This window comes from Microbispora sp. H10830, assembly GCF_014161375.1.
GTDB lineage: Bacteria > Actinomycetota > Actinomycetes > Streptosporangiales > Streptosporangiaceae > Microbispora > Microbispora catharanthi.
Genome location: NZ_JABBWX010000012.1, coordinates 65,609 through 85,421 on the forward strand (window position 1 = coordinate 65,609; position 19,813 = coordinate 85,421).

The following is a 19,813-nucleotide window of genomic DNA, read 5'->3' on the forward strand; positions in this document are numbered from 1 at the left end:
CAGGGATCAGGGCACAACGGAGATCGTTCCGCTGGGAGGTCCTAATCCTCGTTCAGCGGCCGTGACGAGCGCGCCGCCCCGGGGTAGATGCCCGGCAGGTCCGTGCGAACGGATCTCCTTGACGGACGACGGGGAAGGCGCGGGAGAACATGGCTCGTCACAGGGCTCGTCACTGGGCTCACAACAGGGGGCGGCACGCGCTCACCGGCCCGGCGGCGCGACTGCTGGCGCTGACCGCGCTGACCTTCACGAGCGCCGGCCTCGCGCTCTCCCCCGTGAGCGCGGACGCGGCGACGAGCCGGGGATGGGGCGGCGGCGACGGGAACGGCGCCAACTCCAGGTATGTGATCAACAACGGTCAGAACAACCTGAACTCCCTGCTCGTCGGCAGCCAGCGGAACACGACGGGCGCTCAGCAGGTCATCACGGGCGTGGACGCGTCGGTGAACACGCAGGCATCCAACTGCCTGCACCGGCCCGGTTGCAGGGGCTCCCAGAACCTCCGGGGCCGTAACCAGAGCTCCCCCAGGACGAGCGGCACCGTGATCAACGGACGCTGACGTGCCGCAAAACGGCCGAGAACATGGTGGGACACGCGCGCCGGGGATCATCGGCAGGACCGCTGCGGAAGCTACGGTGTGACCAGGCTTCGGATCGGCGGACGGGCGGTGGCGGATGCATCATTCCTGCGGCGCATCTCGGCGTGTCCCGCTGTTCGCCGTCGTCCTCGTCGCGGCCGCCGCGCAGGTCCTTCTCACCGCTCCCGCGAACGCGCGGGCCGGGCGGGGGGACGGGGACGGCCCGGCCTCCGTCGGCAACGGAACCCGCAACCGCAACATCGTCTATCTGGACAGCCCCACGCGCAATCGCGGTCACCAGCACACCGCGGCCAGCACCGCGGGCGGGGCGACCAGCGTGGCGGACGGTTTCTGCCGCCGGGCCAGGAACTGCGACATCAGGCAGAACATCGCGGTCGCCGTCGCCGCGCCCCTGTAGCCCTCCTCACCTGCCCCTGCTCACTTACTCAGCGCGCGTACGGCCTCTTCCGGGCTGTCGTAGAAGGAGAGCAGCCGGTCCAGGCCCATGATCTGGAAGACGCGGGCGATGTCGGGGTCCAGGCCCGCCAGGAGCAGGGCGGCGCCCGCGTCGGCGGCGCGCTGGTGGGCCGCGACCAGTATGGCGATGCCGGTGGAGTCGCAGAAGGTCAGGCCGGACAGGTCGATCACCAGATCGGCGTCCGGGCCGAACTTCACCTCCTCCAGGGCCGCCCGTAGGCGTGGAGTCGTGTGATGATCCAGGTCACCGGCCACGACCAGCAGGTGCGGCCCGGAGGTGTGCGGCTGGAGGCTGACGGTCAGACCGTTGTCATGCTGCACCGAGGCTCCCGGAGGACGGCGTTCGAGTGGCGGGCGGGACGGACAGGGCGAGGACCGCGGTGTCGTCTGACACCCCCTTGCCCAGGGCCGTGATCAGGTCGTGCACGGTGGTGAGGAGGGCGTCGGCGCTCGTGGGCCTGGTGGCGGCGAGATGCGCGGTCAGTCCGTCCTCGTCGAGCATCGAGCCGGACGGCGTCCGCGCCTCGGTGAGGCCGTCGGTGTAGAGCAGCAGCGCGTCACCGGCGTTCAGGCGCGCGCTCACCTGGGCGAAGTGGGGATCGCGCAGGATGCCGATCAGCTGACCGCCGGCCGGGTGGATGGGCTCGACGGCGCCGTTCGCCCGCACCGCCAGCGCCGGGGGATGGCCCCCGGTGGCGAGCGTGACGCCGAACCCGTCACCGTCGGGCTGCAGGACGCCGAAGACCGCCGTGCAGTACGGCACCGGGGCCTCGCCGCCCGCGTGCTCCTGTTGCAGGACCGCGTCGAGATTGGCCAGCACCGCGTGCGGGTCGGCGTCGTAGACGGCCGCGGCGCGCAGGGTGTAGCGGACCAGTGACGTCAGCGCGGCGGCGTCGGCGCCCTTGCCGCAGACGTCGCCGAGGAAGAAGCCCCACCGGTCGCCGTCGAGGGGGAACAGGTCGTAGAAGTCGCCACCCACCTCGTCGGCAGAGACGGGGTGATAGGCGGCGGCCGCGCACAGTCCGGGCACCCGGGGCAGCGCCGGCGGGAGCAGGGTGCGCTGCAGGGTGCGGGCCAGCCGCTCCGCGCCCGCGCGCAGCTCCCTTTCGACCTCGACCGTACGGTGCGTGGCCAGCCGCACCTCGAGTTCGTCCATGACGAGGCCGGCCAGGTCCCGCAGACAGGCCAGCTCCTCGTCGCCGGCCTCACGGGGGCGGACGTCCATGACGTTGACGCTGCCCAGTGCCTCCCCGTCGGGCGTCGTGATCAGCGCGGCGGCATAGAAACGGATGCCCGGCTCACCGCGCACCGCCGGGTCGCCGGCCGCTTGAGGGGCCGGCAGCGCGTCGTGGACGACGTACGGGCCGCCGTGCCGTACGGCCGCGGCGCACAGGCTCTCGACGAGCCCGCGGCGCGGTGGCAGCCCGTGCGCGGCGATGACGCGGACCGTGTCGTCGCCGATGATCGTCACGGTGGCGAAGGGAGCGCGAAAGATTCGCGCGGCCAGGGCGGCCACCCGGTCGAACGCGGCGCCGGAGGCGGTCTCCAGGGCCGCGTAGCGGCGCACGGCCGCGAGACGACTCGCCTCCGTGGCGGAGACGAGCGACATCGGCCTGCCGGGCGCTTCGTCGACGGTGCTGACCTCGGGCTCCTTCCGCTCTCACCGGACCGGGGGCCCGGGAGCCCGCCTGCCCGGTGAACGATTTGCCCTATCCTACGTATCGTTGAACTGCGGCCAGGCGTCACCCCAGACGACGTCGCGCGCCTCGCGGTAGGTCTCACCCTGGCGCTTGGAGACCGCGCGGTCGGCCAGCCCGTCCTCGGCCGTGCACAGGCGCAGCGTCACCAGCCCCTTGCGCTTGAGGGGGTGGCGCAGGATCCGGCTCTCCGCTCGCGGCCATGGCCGGGCCGACGCCGCGACATAGGAGAACTTCTCGTCCTCGAAGCTCAGCGTGCCGTCCTTGATCCGCCGGTGCAGGGCGGTCCGGTTGAGGCGGACCGCGAAGTGGCACCAGTCCTGGTCCGGGCGGATCGGGCACTCGCCGTCGTGCGGGCAGGGGGCGACCAGGTGCAGGCCCGACTTCGCCAGCAGCCGCCGGGCCGCCGCGATCCGGGCGTAGCCCGCGGGCGTGCCGGGCTCGACGATCACCAGCATGGCCGCGCCGCGGGCCAGGGACCCGACCACGTCCTCCTGGACGGCGGGCGACAGCTCGCCGAGCACGTAGGACATCGTGACCAGGTCGGCCACCGGCGCGGGCGCGCTCCGGTCGACGAACGCCTGCTGCCAGCGCGCCTCCCGCACGGCCGCCGCGGGCGCGTGACCGGCCAGCCGCCGCCCGAAGGCGATGGCGGAGGGGGACTGCTCCAGGACGGTGACCGTGCGCAGCGCCGGCCAGACCGTGCTCGCGGCCCACAGCGCGCTGCCCGTGCCGCCGCCCACGTCCACCTGCGTCTCCGGCGCGAAACCGGGGGCCAGCAGGGCGACCTGGCGCAGCGCCGCGCGCACGGCGCTGTAGGTCGCCGGCATGCGATATCCGGCGTACGCGGCGACCGCGACCTCCGAGCTCAGCGCGGGCACGCTCCGGTCGAAGCCCTCCCGGTACTGCCGGATGAGCGTCTGCACGCTCCGCGTCAGCTCGGCCGTCGGGAAGCCGCCGAGCGACGCTTCCAGCGCGTCGTCCAGGTCATCAGGCAGGGTGGACACGGCGTTCATGATGCCCGGCTCCGCTCAGGCTGTCGAAGCGCCGAACCGCACGGTCACCGTGCAGGAGGCGCCCTCGTGACCGGCGAGCCCGCCGAACGTGAGCGTGAGCCGGGCGCCGGTCTCCACGCGGCGCAGGAGCGGATGGCCGCGCGTGACCCCGGCCACCGGGCGGTCCCACGTCACCGTCAGCCCGTCGAGGGCGCGCCGGGGGTCGGCCACCGTCACCGTGGCCGTGCCGTCGCCGAGGTCGCGCACGAGGACCGCGCACGGATCGGAGGCCGTCAGGCCGCCCGCCCGTCCCCCGGCCCGTCCGCCCGTCCAGAAGTTGACCGCGGTGACGCCCAGCGACGGAACCTCGACCCCCTGCTGCGCGGAGGTGTTGGCGAGCACCCGGGCCCAGCCGGGATCGGCGGCGCGGGCGGCGATCTCCGCCGGGCCCGCCCCCGGCATGAGGTGGTAGACGTAACCGGCCGCGTCCGGGTCCACGCCGTGGTCCAGCCACAGTGTCGCGTAGGCCCGGGTGACCCCCGCGGCCGTGCGGTCCTCGCACAGCGTGCGCAGCGACTGCCCGGCGGGCACGACGTAACCGCCGTGACCGTCCAGATGAGCCCATCCGGTGTCCACAGTGAGCCGGGCGCCGGTCCTGCGGTTGTCCACGACGGTCTCGACCGGCACGCCGTCGCGGCAGGTGATACCGGCGCCGAGGCAGACCACGGCGTCGTCGAGGAAGAACCACGACTTGAACGCCTCCAGCGTGCTCTCCAGGCCGTAGAGGTGCTGGCCCACGGTGGCGTACACGCCGTCGGTCGCGCCGCCCACCCATTCGGCCGGCGGGCGGGTGTCGCCCCACTCACCGCCCGCGCCGTCCGGCAGCCGCCGGGTGGAGACCGTCGTGCCCGGCAGCCGGTAGGGATCCACGGTCGGCCAGAAGGCGTCGGAGTACTGCTCGCCCTGTTCCTGCGCTGACGGGCCGGTGGTCCACCAGTAGAGCATTCCTGAGCCGGTGTGCCAGCCGCGCAGGTTCTCGCCGTTGCCGTACTCGTAGTGCGCGACGCGGGAGGAGGCCATGCTGACCGCCGCGCACCAGCCGGGTCTGCGGTGCACGGCGCGGGCGCTCATGGGGAACAGGCGGTGCCCGGTGGGCTCGGCTGCGGCCGGGACGGTCGCGTCGCCCAGCACGGCGGACAGGCGCGCGTGGAACGCCAGGTCGCTTCCCTCGGCCGCCCCCTCGGCCGCCCCCTCGGCCGCCCCCTCGGCCGCTCGGAGCATCGGCTTCGCGGTGTCGCGCACGGCCCAGCCCTTGACCATGGCCCGCCAGCGGGCCCGGTCCGGGTCCGGGGCGGTCTCGGCCAGCAGCAGGACCGCCGCGGCGATCTCCCTGCCCCTCCTGTGGTCGCCGTACGGCCGCCTGTCGATGCCCCGTCCGCGTACGAGGTCCATGCAGGCGCCGTCATGGACGAAGGGCGCGAACGCCCGGTCCACCGCGTCGAGGACGGTGCGCGCCGCCGGGTCGGTGATCTCCCACGGCGTGCCGCGCAGCACGGCGAACAGCGTCGCGAGGCCGGTCAGCAGCACCGCGCCGTACCCGCCCTGGTAGGGGACGGAACCGTGCTGGATGAACGAGCCGTCGCGGTAGAAGCCGTCGCCCTCGGTGACGTAGGGGAACACCGGGGAGAGCGCGGAGGCAGCGAGCGCGGCACGACCGGGGTCGCTGCCGGCGATCGCCCGCAGCAGCGTCACCGTGCACAGATCGACCCGGTTCGCCCCGGTGCTGTTGCCCTCGTAGTCGTCGAGGCGGCTTTCCGGGACGAAGGTGTCCACCGCCTCGCACAGCGCCGAGACCTGGGTGTCCGTCAGGTGCGGAGCGGCCAGCACGGCCGCGTCGAGCAGCGCCCTCGGCGTCCCGATCTGCCAGTCCCACCAGTTGCCGGTCTGCTCGGCGTCCGCGGCGTACACGTGCCGCACGTAGTGCTCGACGCCCTCGCCGACGGCCGTGCCGAGGCCCGGCTCGGCGGTCAGCCCGGTGCCCGGCAGCGCGTACGCACGGGCCATGGCCCGCAGCCGGGCCGGCGTGGCGTCGAGAGAGGGGAAGGGCAGGTCCGGCCAGAGCGACCGGCGCGCGGGCGTCATGGCGTCGCGGTGCCGCGCGGCCTTCGCGCCCAGCCGCGCCAGCCGGGTCCGGTACGGCTCCCGCTCCGGGTCGAACGTCCCCGGGTAGCCGAGCGTGACCTCCCGCCATCGGCGGCGCAGCGGGGCGATGGTTCCGGCGTCGGCCTTCTCGCGGGGAGCACAGGCCGCGGCCAGCGCGGCGAGCCCGCCGAGCTGGAGAAATAATCGCCGGGAAGGTCCTTTCACGCGTAGATTATCCGCGCGATCCCTTCCTTTCATCGATCTTCCACGCGCCTCTATGGGAGCGCTCCCAAATGACGTACCTTACTTCTGCCGTTGTCATCGGGAAAAGGAGCGCGTCGTGCGACGACTGTTACCCGTGGTGTCGTCCTGCCTGGCCCTGCTGCTGCCGCTGACGGCCGCGCCGGCCGCCTCCGCGTCGGCGTCCCCGTCGCACGGGCCGGGGACATGCGCGAAGGGCGGCACGCTGTTCTGCGAGGACTTCCAGTCGCTGCCGGTCGGCGGCGCGGCGAGCCTCAAATGGGGCGTCGACACCAAGCACGGCACGCTGACGGTGGAGCGCGGCGCCCGCGGACAGAAGATGCTGCACGTCCACACCGAGGGCAACGGCCGTGCGTTCCTCAAGGTGGACGACTTCGCCCCGCCCGGCAACGGCTTCTACGGCCGCCTGCGGCTGCGCGTCAAGGCGTTCCCCACCGCCCCCGACTGGGCCCACTACACACTGGTCGAGGCCACCGGCGCGGGTCCGGAGATCGTCCGGCCGCTCGGCGGCCAGTACGTCCCCACGCTGGGCAAAGACCTGTGGGGCGTCGGCGCGGACGGCGGCCCGACCGGCGACTGGACCAACTGGCGCGAGTCGGCTCCGTCGCGGGCGGACGTGTGGCAGTGCGTCGAGTGGCGGATGGACCCCGCCGACAACACGATCTCGCTCTGGTTCGACGGCGTGCCCAACCCCGACCTCACCGTGTCCACCCGCGGCCACGGCGGCAACGACGTCGACTTCGTGTTCCCCCGCTTCGACACCGTCCAGATCGGCTGGCAGCTCTACCAGCCGAACCCCTCCCCCGCGGCGTACGACCTCTGGGTGGACGACATCGCCCTGAGCACCCAGCGCGTCGGCTGCGCCTGACGTCCCACGCGGCCTCTCAAGCGGCCTCGGCGCGGCTGTCCCGCGGACCGGTCAGCAGGCGCAGCGAGCCGACGGCCAGACCGGTGACGAGCACCACGTGGACGACCAGGTGGACGGCCATGAAGTAGGCGGCGAAGACCGGCCCCCGCTGCCGGCGGACGAACCCGACCAGCTCCGGATCGGCGAGGACGAACCCGGCGACGAACACGGCGGGAAGGGCGAGCAGAAGGGGGTGGAACAGCCCGAACGGCAGGCTCAGCACCACCAGCCCCAGGCCGGCCAGGGCGAGCCCGCAGGACAGGATGCCGGCCGGGCTGTTGGCGTGCTCCGGCTTGGCCGCACCGCGCCGGGTGGTGGTCAGCGCGAGCGGGATCAGCGGCAGGGCCCGCCGCCACTGCTCGGTCAGGATCGGCAGCAGGCGGCTGCCGTCGTCGTGACGGCCCACGACCGTGTCCGTCAGCACGATCCGGCTGCGTACGGCGAGCCTGCTGCTGTATTCGACGTCCTCGCAGTCGCGCAGCCGCTCGTCGAGCCTGCCCACGGCGAGCAGCACGTCGCGGCGGACGGCGGCGAGGGCGAACACGACGCTGTTGACCTCCCCCAGGTGGCGGCGGCGCCAGTGCACCGCGTGGAGGATGCGATACCACTCGACCGGCCCGTCGTCGATCAGCGGCACGGTGTCGTAGACCCCGTGGACGCAGCCCACCTCGGGATCGTGCTCAAGGATCTCCATCGCGTTCGCGACGGCGTCGGGCCGCAGCGCCACGTCGGCGTCGAGGAAGAAGACGACCTCGCCCGTGGTGGCGTCGATCCCGGCGTTCCTGGCGGCGGACACGCCCCGGTTCTCCGGCAGGCGCACGACCCGGCAGCCCAGTTCCTCGGCGATCTCCGCCGAGCCGTCGGTGCTCGCGTCGTCGACCACGACGATCTCGCCGGGCACGCGGGTCTGCGCCAGCACCGACTCCAGGCACAGCCGCAGCGTCCTGGCCGCGTTGTAGCACGGCACGACCAGCGAGATCATCGCGTCGGTCCCGAGAGCACCCGCGCGTACACGGCGAGCGTCTCCTCGGCGGCGCGGCTCCAGCTCAGCGTCTCCCGCACCAGCCGCTCGCCCCGCTCGGCCAGGCCGCGGCGCAGCCCGGGATCGGTCATGACCTCGATCACCCCGTCGGCGATGTCGCGGGGATCGGCCGCCCGAACGAACCGTACGGCGGGGCGCGCGGGGTCGCCGAGGAAGATCCGGGAGAAGCCGTCGCCCAGGATCACCGGCCGGGCCAGGGCCATCGCCTCGGTCGCCACGAGCCCGAACGGCTCGAAGAGCGAGGGGAACACGCAGGCGTCGGCCATCGCGTAGTACTCCAGCAGCGCCCGCCCGTCCACGAAACCGCCGGAGGTCAGCACCCGGCCGTCGAGCCCCGTCTCGGTGACGATCCGCGCGACGCCCGCCTCGTCGCCCTCCCCCACGAGCACCAGACGCAGCCCCGGCACGGCGGGCGCGATGTCGCGCATGGCCTCGAGGAGCGGGTAGATCCCCTTCTGCCGTTCGAGGCGGCCGACGAAAAGCAGCACCGGGTCCTGTTCGGCGATGCCGAGCCTGGCGCGCAGATCCGCGGCGCCGAGGCGCAGCTTGTCGCGGTCGAACGCGGGGTCGGCGACCACCCGCTCGTACGTGCCGCCGAGGCGGACGACGTCGATCGGCGAGCGGTCCCAGCCCGCCTCCAGCAGTTGCTCGCGCACCTCCGGCGTGGCGACCACCACCCGCCGGGAGATCCGCGCCAGCCACCGCTCCAGCGCGGCGAAGAGGTTGAGCGGGTCGGTGATGCTGCGCTGCGGGGCGACGCCGTACTCGGTGGTGTGGACGTGGAACACGACCGGGAGCCGCAGCACGTAGTGGCACAGCAGGCCGCACAGGAAGTTCGTCGAGTCGTGCACGGCGACGAGGCCGGGCCGCCGGTCGGGAGGCAGCCGCCGCAGGAGCAGGAAGTAACGCCAGTTGCTCACCACGACGGTCAGCGCGAGCAGGAGGAACTCCAGGCCCCGTGTGCGGTTGAGCCTCCGGCGGCGCGCGATCGCGCCGAGCACGCGCCCGCGCGGCCGATACACGGTGACATCACCGATCCGCTCCCACACGGGCAGGCGGCCGTCGTTCAGTGTGAAGACCGCCATCTCGTGATCGCGTGCCAGGTGCGGCGCGATCAGCTCGGCATACCGGCCGAGCCCCGCCGTGATGTTGGGCGGGAACTGGTTGATGACGTGGGCGATCCTCACCCGCGCACCTCCATTGCAGGCCGGTAGAGCCGGGCGGAGACGGCCGTCACGACGGCCACGAGGACGACATTGCTCAGGGCGAAGGCCACCAGCCCGCCGGCCAGCCCCTGCCAGGCGATGAGCGCCGCCTGGCAGGCGAGCGCGAGCGGCGTCCCGGCCAGCAGGCAGCCGATGAGCACCTTCGCCCCCCGCACCCCGTCCATGGTCAGGGCGACCTGCTGGAGGTTGAAGACCGTGTGCGCGCCGATCCCGAGCGCCGACAGCGCCATCAGACCCAGCGAGTACGGATACTCGCCCCCCATGAGCAGGAAGAACACCGTGCTCGCCGCGAACGAGAACACGACGGTCGCCGCGAACACCACCGGGGCGAGCCGGGCGATCCGCCGCATCACGGCGGGCTTGTCCGACGTCGCCAGGGTGGGCAGCAGCACCAGGCCGACGCCGTCGGTGAACACCACGCCGAGCAGCCGCTTGGGAAAGCCGTTGTAGACGGAGTAGACGCCCACGTCGGCCCGGGGCGCCCAGTGGTTGAGGAAGATCACGTCCACCCCGAACACCACCGCCGTGAGCGCGGCGATGGCGGTGACGTACGCGCCGTGCCGGTAGAGCGAGCGGGCCAGCGCCCACGACCAGGACCGGGGCACGACCTCGAACCCGGCGACGGAGACCAGGGCGAAGACCAGGTTGGTGCCGATCAGCGCGACCAGGTAGGGCTCGGCGTCCCGCACGCCGAAGACCAGCAGGCAGCACGCGGCGGCGCCCAGGTAGACGACGGCCACGGCGAGCTTGAGCCCGGCGACGAGGCGGAACCTCTTCAGCCCGCGCAGGAAGCTCTCGGTGAGCTGGTTGAGCGTCATCGACAGCGCCAGCGCGAGCGCGAAGGCGAGCGTGCGGGTGTCCACGCCGAGCGCGGCGGTCAGCAGCGGAGCGGCCGCGAGACCCGCGGCGAACACCACCGCGCCCAGCACGAGCGTGGCCAGCAGCGCCGTCGTCACCAGGGCGGGCCGCGCACCCGGCTCGGCCCGCGGCAGCTCCTGGAACATGACGTAGTTGAGGCTCGTCAGCATGCCGACGGTGACGATCAGCGCGATCGACAGCACGACGGTGAAGTGGCCGAACGCGGCGGCGCCCACCCCTCGTGCGATGACGAGCGTGGTCGCGGCGGCCGTGCCGCTCGCCACGGTGCTCACCAGCGTGGGTCCGGCGGCCCAGCGGTGGGCGGCCAGGAGCCCGGCCGCCCGGTCCGTCAGCGCGCCCACCGCAGGTGTGCCCGCCGGGCGAACTCGAGGTCGTCGGCCGTGTTGACGCCGCGCGCCTCGTCGGGGTCGGTCACCGGCACCACCGTCAGCGGCCAGTTCCGCTCCGCCGACAGATAGGGCAGGAACGGCAGGAAGTTGACCTCTCCGGTCCGGGCGCCCGCGGCCGCCTCGCCCAGGTAACGCGTCCACTCCTCACGGAGCCCTTCGGTGTCCAGGCAGAAGACGCCGACGTCGCTGAGCCCGCCGGGGCGGCACTCGTCGCCCTCCCGCGACTGGCGCACCCGCAGCAGCGTCCCGTCGTCGTCGAGTTCGTACTCCACGTACGGGTCGGCCATCGGCACCAGCGGGAGCGTGAACCCCTTCTCGTGCGCCCCGGCGACACGGCCGACCGTGTCAGGGGACAGGCCCGCCTGGTCGCCCCAGACCACGAGGATCGCGCCGTAGGCCTCCCAGTGCGGTGCGGCACCGAAGATCGCGCCACCCATCCCGGTAGGCGTGTCCTGCACGCTCACCGAGACCGCGCCGGTCGCGATCCGGTCCGCCGCCAGCGCGCGGAACGGCCCCTCCCCCTCTGGGGACATCACCACGTGGACGTGCTCGACGTACGGCCGCAGCCGCTGGTGGAGCACGTGCCACACGGTGACGCCGTCGGCGATCTCCACCATGATCTTGGGGATGCCCAGGCCGAGGCGGGTCCCCCGCCCGGCCGCCGGGATCACCGCGCACAACCGTTCAGCCGGCACCGCCCACCTCCGCGAACAGGAGAGACACGATCTGTTCCAGGTCGCGCACGGCCACCGCCCCGGGAGCGGGGTCGGCCACGTGGACGTGCAGGGTCGCCAGGCCCGCGCCCACCGCCGACGCCACCCCGTGCGCGGAGTCCTCCAGCACCACGGCCGCGCCGGGATCGAGCCCCCAGCGCTCGCACGCGTACGCGTAGAAGGCCGGATCGGGCTTGCTCGCCGGGACGTCGTCGCTGGTGAGCACGCCACGGAAGTACGCGCCGAGCGAGCAGGCCGCCAGCACCCGCGCGACCGACGCCCGGCTGCCGCTGGTGACGAGGTAGGCGTCGCGGCCCGCGGCGACCAGGCGGCCGAGCAGCCGCCGCGCGCCGGGGAACACGGCCACCGCACCGGCCCGCTCGCGGTACAGCCGCTGCTTCAACCGGGCCAGCCGGTCCGCGTCCCCGGTGTCGCCCAGCAGGCGCACCGCCACCTCGCGGGTGCTCGCGCCGGCGTGGTCGGCATACCGGAAGGACGGGAGCAGGTCGGGCGCGACCTCGTCGATGGCCTGCAGGAAGGCCGCCTCGTGGGCCGGGCAGGAGTCCACGAGCGTGCCGTCGAGGTCGAAGAGCCAGACGCGGCGGGCACACGCCTCCGCCAGGAGCGCCGTCATTGGGCCCGCGCCAAGGCCGCCTCGTCCCTGATCGCGAGCAGGGCCTCGGCCGTACGCTCCGGGTGGTGCAGGCCCGGGCGGCCAGGGTGTTTCGGGTCGGCAGGGTGTTTCGGGTCGGCAGGGTGTTCCAGGTCGGCGGTGACCCAGCGGGCCCCCGCCCACTCTCCCCGGTCGAGCACGCCGTGAGGCACCGCGGGGGCGTCCGGCGCGGACGTGCGATGGCTCAGCACGTGGGTCACCAGCCGCCGCCCGTTGCGGGGGTCGCCGAGGTAGGCCAGCGTGCGGTCCACCAGGTCGGGCGCACTCAGCCCCCGGATGTCGTGATCGCTCCGGGTGTTGACGACGAACACCTTGGCCGCCGCCCGGCTCCGTGCGACGGCGTCGGCAACGCCCGGCGTGAGATAACTGGGCAGGAGCGAGGAGTGCGGGGTGCCGGGACCGTAGACGATGAGGTCGGCGTCGCGGATCGCCTCAAGCGCCCGCGGGCTCGGCGTCACCTCGGCGCGCTCGCGGCCCAGGACCTCCCTGGTCCATGCGGGCGGCAGCGCCTCCAGTTCGACCCGCCGCCGCGCGCCGAGCGGTTCGCGCAGCAGGAACAGATCGGTGATCACTCCGGGGCCCTGCGGCGCGACGATGTCGGCCTCGTCGGCCAGCAGGCTGCCGTCCCGCCTGAGCGCGGCCAGGAAGGCGTTCTCCCCGTTGGTCACGTTGAGCAGCCGTACGGGCGAGCCGAACGTGCGCGCGCAGGCGTCGACGGCGGCGTTGAAGTCCCTGCCGAGCCGCAGGTAGGCCCCGGCGAACACGAGGTTGCCGAGCGCGCAGTCGGCGAGGTCGAGCCCGTGCGGGTACGCCGCGAGCCGCCGGGCGAACACGCGCAGGTCCGCCGTGACGGCCTCGCGGGCCGCCTCGGGCAGCGCGGCGAACGGGCCGCGCCGCGCGGCGATCGCCTCGATGACGGCGGTGAGCCCCGCAGGCGTCGTCCCGCCCGGCAGGCGGTGTTCGAGCACGGTCGCCGACGCGGCCTGCGCCGGATCGGCGCGGTCGAGGTGGAGCAGGAGGTTCTTGCGGAAGTCCGACGGCCCGAGCATCCCGGGCAGATAGCGTCGCAGCGCGCCGGTGGACAGGCCGTTGTCGTAGCCGTTGACGATCAGCGACAGGCCGACGCCCGGAGTGCCCAGCATGCCCCTCGCGATGCCGGCCGCCCCGCGCCCGCCGCTGAACATCGTCACCGCGACGTTCATCGGATCTCCTCACGAGCGGCCGGCCGGCGCAGGACGCCCCGGCGCAGCAGCCAGTGGCGGTAGCCGAGATAGGCGACGAACAGGGCCCGGTCGCGGGCGCCGCGCCAGTATCGCCAGCCGCGACCGCCGCCGCCGCGCTCCCGGTGCTCGATCGGGACCTCCACCCACGCGTGGCCCATCTCGGCGACCCGCGCGGTGATCTCGGTCGAGCAGTTCATCCCGCCCGACTCCAGCGGCAGCGACCGGAAGAGCGGGCCGTGCACCACCTTGAAGATCGAGTTGAAGTCGCGGTAGCGCGTGCGGTGGAGCAGGTTGCTGACGGCCCCGCTGGCCGCCGACCCCCACCGGTAGGCCACGCCGTCGGCCTTCCTGATCCGGGCGCCGGAGAACGCCAGGGCCTCCCCGGCCTGAACCCGCGGCAGGACGCGGTCGAGGTTGGCGATCGGGAACTGGCCGTCCGAATCGAGCAGCACCACCCAGTCGAGCCGGGTGTGGGCGATCGCGGCGGCGACGGCCGCGCCCGCGCCCCGGTTGCGCTCGAACGTGACGACGACGAGCCGCGGGCACCGGGCCCGCAGGCCGGCCAGGATCTCGCCGGTCGCGTCACTGCTCCCGTCGTCGCAGACGACGATCTCCCAGTCGCCCACGGCCGGGGCGTTCTCCAGGTAGTCCTGCCATTCGCCCACCACCGCCGCGATGGTGTCCGCCTCGTTGTACGCGGGCGCGGCAACGGAGATGTTCACGGCGACGCTCACGGGTCACCCGCCCCCAGCAGGCGGCCGATCCAGCGGTCGAGGGGAAGCAGGTTGACCCCGACGATGATCGGGATGTGTACGAGCGCGAACACGATCGTCGCGCCGTACGAGATCGGTCCCCCGGTGAACAGGTTGATGTGCGGCGCGTCGATGACCTCGGGGATCTCGACCGGGTTGACCACGAACCACATGAGGTCGAGGAAGCCGGAGAACACGATGAGGATCCCGCTCAGCATGATCTTCAGGCAGCGTCCCGGGGTGCCCCCGCCGATGCGGTACGCGGCGGCGACCGTGAGCACGATGCCCGGATAGAGCAGTAGATAGAGGTGCGTGTAGAAGCTGTCGCCCTGGGCCCGCGCGCCGTCGCCGTAGTAGAACCAGCTGATCCGCGGGATGAGATAGCCGGTGAAGAAGACGAACGGGACGTAGAGCAGCCAGTTCAACCGCGGGGACACCCAGGGGAAGACCGCGATCGCCACGCACAGGCAGGCGAACGCGACCAGCTTGGCCACCAGCTCCCAGGGTGAGCCGATCTCCCTGGCGTGCGGCGTGGCCAGCCACACGAAGGCGAAACCGAGCGCCCCGACGGCCAGGGCCATCCACCACAGGTGGGGCGCCCAGGGGCGGGAGCCGGCGCGGACGACGTCCGCCGGAACATCTCCGTCGAGATGCGGCCGGGACGGAGGACTTTTGCCGAATGCCGTCATGAAGACGCGGCACCTTCCTTCCAACGTGCCCTGCGGGCAGGCGTGCCGGATGGCGCTGCGGAGAATGCAGCCGGGAGCGCGGGAGCGCTCCCACGCATTATGTCATTCTGATCCGGAAATCCGTCCGCAATATCAGATATTGGGCATCAGGGATCGACATTAGGGGCATATGCGCAGGTCAGCAGTGGCCCCAGACAGGAAAATTGTACTGGCGGGTAGTTGAATCTCGCGCTATCGCCGCCATTTCATTGCATTACGGACAATGTCAATCGCGTTTGCGGGCCCATGTCAATTTTGGACCGGTCCTATTTCGCCCAGCCTCAATCAGAAATCCTTTCCGGGGCCAGCCGGCCCAGGAGGACGTCGAGGTGCTGCACCCGGCCCGGCAACGGGGTCGTGCCGTCCCACCAGCCGATCGCGGCGATCTCGGCGTTGGGCACGAACCCGCCGTGCGGTCCGGGGACGCGGACGGCGTACACGGCGGCGTACTCCACCCGCCGCTCGGCTCCCAGCGCGAACCGGGCGTATCCGGCGAAGGTCAGGTCTTCCGCCCGCAGCCCGGACTCCTCGCGCAGCTCCCGTACGGCGGCCTGGCGGGGCGTCTCCCCGGGATCGATCAGGCCGCCCGGCAGCTCCCAGCACTGCCGGTAGCGGTTGAAGACCAGGAGCAACCGGTCCAGGTGCGCGAGCCGGTGCCAGGCCGCGACCAGCGCGAGCGGCGTCGGGGCGTCCGAGAACACCGCCTGCTCCGCCACCCGGTGAAACGCGGTCAGCTCGTTGCCCGCCTCGTCCGCCGCCATCGCGTCGGTCACGGCCACTCCTCACGTACGCGAGACGACGACGCCCTCAGGAGGCGAAGGCGGCCAGTCCTATGGTCTGCAGCATGGCCGAGTCGCCCTTGGTGGTCGAGCCCACCGAGACGACCATCGCGTGAACTCCATCGGGTTCTTCGCCACCCCGTCCATCCACTGCTGGGGCGTCCACGTGTCGTACCGGTGGTCGAGGATCCACTGGTCGTCGTCGGGCAGGGTCGGGCTGGGCAGGCCGCTCGTGTGGTTCAGCAGCTGGGCGACCGTCACGGGCGGGTAGCTCGCGGGCAGCGGGCCGGGCAGGTAGTGCTGCACCGTGCCGTCGAGGTCGATCTTCCCCTCGCCCACCAGCTGGAGGACCACGGTGGCGGTGAAGACCTTGGTCACGCTGCCGATCCGGAACCGGGCGTCGTCCGGCACCCGGCCGCCCGTCCGCAGGTCGCGCACGCCCGACGAGCCCGTCCGGGAGCCCGCCTCGCCCCGCACCCGGACCAGGGAGTAGGTCGCCTGGCCGACACAACGCCTCAGTATCGCCAGCCCGGAGGATCGGCGGATCGCCCGTACGAGCGATCCCGCGACAAGATTCGATGAACGTTTCATCGAATCTTGTCGCCGACCCGTGAACCGGTTAATTTGTTTGGCCAATTGACGAACTAAAAGGAAACTCGTTTCCGGGAGGATCGCACCTATGAGCCAACCCCCCGGCGGCCCCCTGACCAGCCGCCGCGGATTCCTCGGCATCGTGGGCGCCGGCGCGCTCGCCGCCGCCGGCCTCACGGGCTGCGCGGCCAAGAAGGAAGTGTCCAAGGGCACCGCCGTCGCCGCCGACAAGCTCAAGGGCCTCGTGCCCACCCGCGTGCCGTTCCAGGTGACCGGCCTGACGCCCGACCTGCCGGGCTCCGAATTCGTCGAACCCGGCTTCCTGACCAGGCCGGGCACGATGGTCCAGGCCGTCGCCGCCAAGCCGATCACCAGCGGCACCGAGGTGAAGGTGATGACCCCGCTGTGGGGCACCATCCCTCCCGGCCTCGGCGAGAACTCCTACTACGACGCCGTCAACGAGCGGCTCGGCGGGGTCGTCCGGTTCAACATCTCCGACGGCAACACCTACGTCGACAAGCTGAACACCATCCTCGCCAGCGGTGACGTGCCCGACATGATCCAGATTCCGGGCTGGAACCTGATCACCATCGCCCACTTCACCGAGGCGGCCAACAAGCTCTTCGCCGACCTGTCGCCCTATCTCGCGGGCGACAAGGCCAAGGAGTTCCCGCTGCTGGCCAACTACGACACCGCCGCCTGGGAGTACGGCGTGTTCGGCGGCGTGCTCCAGGGCATCCCGTGGCAGAACGCGCCCTACCCGTTCGCCACGATCGTCCGCCAGGACATCCTCGACGAGCTCGGCCTGTCCGTGCCCAAGAGCGCCGACGACCTGCTCACGCTGGGCAAGGAGCTGACCGACCCGAAGAAGAAGCGCTGGGCCTTCGGTGGCATGGACCAGGAGGTCCAGCGGGCGTTCGGCGCCCCGCGCGAGTGGCGCAAGCAGCCCGACGGCACGTTGATCTACAAGTACGAGACGCCGGAGTGGCAGCAGTCCATCGAGCTCCTGACGAAGCTGTTCGACGCGGGATACGTCCACCCGGACGTCGTGGCCAACCAGTTCGCCGACCACAAGGAGCCCTTCGGCAGCGGGCAGCTCGTCATGTACAAGGACGGGATCGGCGCGATCCACGAGCTGTTCGGCCGGTTCCTGCCCAGCAACCCGAAGTTCAACGTGCGGGCGGCGGATCCCTATCCGGCCCATCCGGGCGGCAAGGTCATCGTCTGGCGCAACGAGCCCGCGGGCATGTTCTGCTTCATCAAGAAGGGTCTCGGCGACGCCCGCACCCGCGAGCTGATCGGCGTCGCCAACTGGTGCTCCGCGCCGTACGGCACGCAGGAGTACGACCTGGTCAGCAACGGCGTCGAGGGCAAGCACTTCACGGTGAAGGACGGGCAGGTCCAGCAGACCGCGCTCGGCCGCAAGGAGTTCGCCCCGACGTACCTGTTCCTGTCCGGACGGCCCGGTGCGATCACCGAGAACCAGTATCCCGGCTACGTCGAGGCCTACCACGGCTGGGAGCAGACGGCCTCGCGATACCTGGAGAACGACCCGTTCGTCGGCATCCGGGTCGAGGTGCCGTCCAAGATGGCCGCTCTGGTCAAGCCGACCGAGGACAAGATGAACGAGATCTTCCGCGGCAAGCGGCCGATCTCGGAGTGGGCCACGATCCTCAAGGACTGGCGGGAGCAGGGCGGCAACGAGGCCCGCGAGTTCTACATGAAGGTCGCCAGGGAGAACGGCCGGCTGTGAGTGCCGACGCGGACACGAGGAGCGTGACGGAGGTCCGGCCGGGGGCGACCCAGGCCGGACCGGCCGTCGGCGCGCAGAAGGACACGCGGCGGGACACCTTCGCCGCACGGCTGCGGCGGGACTGGCCGCTGCTGGTCATGGCCATGCCGATGCTGGTGCTGGTCACCGCCTTCTGGTGGGTTCCCGCGCTGGGAAACGTCATCGCCTTCCAGGACTACAACCCCTTCACCGGCGGCATCCTGGGCAGCCCGATCATCGGTTTCACCAACTTCGCCGAGCTGTTCGGCGACCCGCAGTTCATCCGGGCGGTGGTGAACACGCTGGGCATCACCGCGTTCCAGCTCGTCTTCTACTTCCCGGTGCCGATCGCGCTCGCGCTGCTGCTCAACAGCGTGGTCTCCGGGCGGCTGCGGGCCTTCATCCAGGGCGTCGTCTACCTGCCCCACTTCTTCTCGTGGGTGCTCGTGGTCGCGATCTTCCAGCAGATGTTCGGCGGCGCCGGCCTCATCGCGCAGATCCTGCGCGACCACGGGCACGCGGGCATCGACTGGATGACCAACTCCGACACGTTCATCCTGCTCGTGACCGCGGAGACGGTCTGGAAGGACGCCGGCTGGGGCACGATCGTGTTCCTCGCCGCGCTCAGCACGATCGACCCCAACCTGTACGAGGCCGCCGCGGTCGACGGGGCCCGCCGGTGGCGCCGGATGTGGCACATCACGCTGCCGGGCCTGCGGCCGGTCATCGTGCTGCTGCTGATCCTGCGGCTCGGCGACGCGCTCAACGTCGGCTTCGAGCAGTTCATGCTGCAGCGCGGCGCGGTCGGCAGCAAGGTGTCGGAGGTCTTCGACACCTTCGTCTACTGGTCCGGCCTGCGCACCGGCGACTTCGGGTACGGCGCGGCGGCAGGCCTGTTCAAGGGTCTGGTCGGGCTCGCGCTCATCCTGGCGGCCAACCGGGTGGCGCACGCCCTGGGCGAGCGGGGGGTGTATTCGCGATCATGAGCAAGACGAAGGTGTCCGGGCTCGCGCCCTGGGAGGAGCCGGGATCGGCCGCGGGCCGGATCGGCAAGGGCGGCGTGCTGGCGCTCATCGTGCTCGCCGTGCTGCTGCCGCTCTACACGATCGTGCTGACCAGCCTGTCGTCCGCCGACACGGTGAACCGGGTCGGCGGCCTGGTGCTGGTGCCGGACGGCATCACGTTCGACGCGTACCGACAGATCTTCTCCGACAGCGTGGTCAGCCGCGCGGTGCTGGTCAGCACCGGCGTCACGGTCGCGGGCACCGCGGTCAGCCTCGGCGTGAGCGTCCTCGGGGCGTACGCGCTGTCGCGGCCGGGGACGCTGTTCCACCGGCCGATCCTGTTCTGCGTGCTGCTGATGTTCGTGTTCTTCCCCGGCCTGATCCCGACCTATCTGATGGTGGCCTCGCTCGGGCTGAAGGACACGTACTGGTCGCTGATCCTGCCGTCGGCCGTGTCGGCGTTCAACGTCGTCGTGCTGCGCGCGTTCTTCATGAACATCCCGCGCGAGCTGCTCGACAGCGCCCGCATCGACGGCGCCGGGGAGTTCCGCATCCTGTGGCGGATCGTGCTGCCCCTGTCGAAGGCGGTCACGGCGGTCATCGGCCTGTTCTACGCGGTCGGCTACTGGAACGCCTGGTTCAACGCCATGCTGTTCATCGACGACACCCGCAAGTGGCCGCTCGCGCTGATCCTGCGGTCGTACGTCGTGGACTCCAACCCCCTGCCCACCGCCACCGTCGGCATCAACGGCTTCGGCCACGTCGCGCCGCCGACCCTCGCGATCAAGATGGCCATCGTCGCCATCGCCGTGCTGCCCGCCCTGGTCATCTACCCGTTCGTGCAGCGTCACTTCACCAAGGGCGTCATCATCGGCGCCATCAAGGGCTGACCCTCCTTCCCCCGGACGCTCCGCCCCACGGACCGACGCCCCGCCGCACCTCCCACCGGCAGGGCGTCGCCGTGCGCCCTGTCAGCCGCGCGTGAT

Annotated in this window: 20 protein-coding genes; 6 read left to right on the forward strand and 14 right to left on the reverse strand. The window is 72.0% G+C overall.

Features of this window, described 5'->3' with window-relative positions:
* Positions 1-149 precede the first annotated feature (149 nt).
* Both HHX35_RS27855 and HHX35_RS27860 read left to right on the forward strand, forming a co-directional pair.
* Positions 150-560: a hypothetical protein gene (locus tag HHX35_RS27855; protein WP_182901672.1), complete on the forward strand. Its 411-nt coding sequence runs from the start codon at positions 150-152 to the stop codon at positions 558-560.
* Between the two features lie 115 nt (positions 561-675).
* Complete coding sequence (locus tag HHX35_RS27860) at positions 676-996, forward strand: hypothetical protein (protein ID WP_182901673.1); 321 nt, start codon at positions 676-678, stop codon at positions 994-996.
* 20 nt (positions 997-1,016) lie between these two features.
* Here HHX35_RS27860 and HHX35_RS27865 read toward each other — a convergent pair whose 3' ends face one another.
* The 4 genes from HHX35_RS27865 to HHX35_RS27880 form a co-directional block, all read right to left on the reverse strand.
* The gene (locus tag HHX35_RS27865; RefSeq protein WP_310739345.1) at positions 1,017-1,376 is read right to left on the reverse strand and encodes an STAS domain-containing protein; all 360 of its coding nucleotides are present in this window, start codon (positions 1,374-1,376) and stop codon (positions 1,017-1,019) included.
* On the reverse strand, positions 1,366-2,664 hold the full coding sequence (locus HHX35_RS27870; protein ID WP_182901674.1) for a PP2C family protein-serine/threonine phosphatase: 1,299 nt from the start codon (positions 2,662-2,664) through the stop codon (positions 1,366-1,368). Before HHX35_RS27870 ends, HHX35_RS27865 begins: the two co-directional genes overlap by 11 nt.
* A 105-nt stretch (positions 2,665-2,769) precedes the next feature.
* Positions 2,770-3,759, reverse strand: coding sequence for a small ribosomal subunit Rsm22 family protein (locus HHX35_RS27875; RefSeq protein ID WP_310739346.1), 990 nt, complete (start codon positions 3,757-3,759; stop codon positions 2,770-2,772).
* A gap of 24 nt (positions 3,760-3,783) precedes the next feature.
* Positions 3,784-6,114 (reverse strand): polysaccharide lyase 8 family protein, encoded by a 2,331-nt coding sequence (locus HHX35_RS27880; protein ID WP_310739347.1) that lies wholly within the window; start codon positions 6,112-6,114, stop codon positions 3,784-3,786.
* 115 nt (positions 6,115-6,229) lie between these two features.
* Between HHX35_RS27880 and HHX35_RS27885 the strand changes: the two genes are divergently transcribed.
* Entirely contained in the window at positions 6,230-7,018 is a 789-nt protein-coding gene (locus tag HHX35_RS27885) for a hypothetical protein (protein WP_182901677.1), read from the forward strand.
* 16 nt (positions 7,019-7,034) lie between these two features.
* Here HHX35_RS27885 and HHX35_RS27890 read toward each other — a convergent pair whose 3' ends face one another.
* The 10 genes from HHX35_RS27890 to HHX35_RS27935 form a co-directional block, all read right to left on the reverse strand.
* Positions 7,035-8,039, reverse strand: coding sequence for a glycosyltransferase family 2 protein (locus tag HHX35_RS27890; protein WP_182901678.1), 1,005 nt, complete (start codon positions 8,037-8,039; stop codon positions 7,035-7,037).
* Positions 8,036-9,286, reverse strand: coding sequence for a glycosyltransferase family 4 protein (locus tag HHX35_RS27895; RefSeq protein WP_182901679.1), 1,251 nt, complete (start codon positions 9,284-9,286; stop codon positions 8,036-8,038). The genes HHX35_RS27890 and HHX35_RS27895 overlap by 4 nt, the downstream gene beginning before the upstream one ends.
* Entirely contained in the window at positions 9,283-10,545 is a 1,263-nt protein-coding gene (locus tag HHX35_RS27900) for a lipopolysaccharide biosynthesis protein (RefSeq protein ID WP_182901680.1), read from the reverse strand. Before HHX35_RS27900 ends, HHX35_RS27895 begins: the two co-directional genes overlap by 4 nt.
* Positions 10,533-11,288 carry an NTP transferase domain-containing protein gene (locus tag HHX35_RS27905; protein ID WP_240809034.1) on the reverse strand — a complete coding sequence of 252 codons (756 nt, stop codon included), beginning with the start codon at positions 11,286-11,288 and terminating at the stop codon, positions 10,533-10,535. The genes HHX35_RS27900 and HHX35_RS27905 overlap by 13 nt, the downstream gene beginning before the upstream one ends.
* Entirely contained in the window at positions 11,278-11,940 is a 663-nt protein-coding gene (locus HHX35_RS27910) for an HAD family phosphatase (protein ID WP_182901681.1), read from the reverse strand. Before HHX35_RS27910 ends, HHX35_RS27905 begins: the two co-directional genes overlap by 11 nt.
* Positions 11,937-13,181 (reverse strand): 2-phospho-L-lactate transferase CofD family protein, encoded by a 1,245-nt coding sequence (locus HHX35_RS27915; RefSeq protein WP_182901682.1) that lies wholly within the window; start codon positions 13,179-13,181, stop codon positions 11,937-11,939. Before HHX35_RS27915 ends, HHX35_RS27910 begins: the two co-directional genes overlap by 4 nt.
* Positions 13,178-13,924: a glycosyltransferase family 2 protein gene (locus HHX35_RS27920; protein ID WP_310739348.1), complete on the reverse strand. Its 747-nt coding sequence runs from the start codon at positions 13,922-13,924 to the stop codon at positions 13,178-13,180. Before HHX35_RS27920 ends, HHX35_RS27915 begins: the two co-directional genes overlap by 4 nt.
* 8 nt (positions 13,925-13,932) lie before the next feature.
* A complete protein-coding gene (locus HHX35_RS27925) occupies positions 13,933-14,643 on the reverse strand; it encodes a hypothetical protein (RefSeq protein ID WP_240809033.1) in 711 nt (236 codons plus the stop codon).
* 320 nt (positions 14,644-14,963) lie between these two features.
* Positions 14,964-15,455, reverse strand: coding sequence for an NUDIX hydrolase (locus HHX35_RS27930; protein WP_310739349.1), 492 nt, complete (start codon positions 15,453-15,455; stop codon positions 14,964-14,966).
* Between the two features lie 57 nt (positions 15,456-15,512).
* A complete protein-coding gene (locus HHX35_RS27935; protein WP_182901684.1) occupies positions 15,513-16,052 on the reverse strand; it encodes a serine hydrolase in 540 nt (179 codons plus the stop codon).
* A gap of 88 nt (positions 16,053-16,140) precedes the next feature.
* Here HHX35_RS27935 and HHX35_RS27940 point away from each other — a divergent pair, with 88 nt between their 5' ends.
* From HHX35_RS27940 to HHX35_RS27950, 3 genes are read left to right on the forward strand one after another with little or no spacing between them, the layout of a single operon-like run.
* On the forward strand, positions 16,141-17,805 hold the full coding sequence (locus HHX35_RS27940) for an extracellular solute-binding protein (RefSeq protein ID WP_182901685.1): 1,665 nt from the start codon (positions 16,141-16,143) through the stop codon (positions 17,803-17,805).
* Positions 17,802-18,809, forward strand: coding sequence for an ABC transporter permease subunit (locus HHX35_RS27945; protein ID WP_310739350.1), 1,008 nt, complete (start codon positions 17,802-17,804; stop codon positions 18,807-18,809). Before HHX35_RS27940 ends, HHX35_RS27945 begins: the two co-directional genes overlap by 4 nt.
* A complete protein-coding gene (locus HHX35_RS27950) occupies positions 18,806-19,717 on the forward strand; it encodes a carbohydrate ABC transporter permease (RefSeq protein ID WP_182901686.1) in 912 nt (303 codons plus the stop codon). Before HHX35_RS27945 ends, HHX35_RS27950 begins: the two co-directional genes overlap by 4 nt.
* Positions 19,718-19,813: the final 96 nt, after the last annotated feature.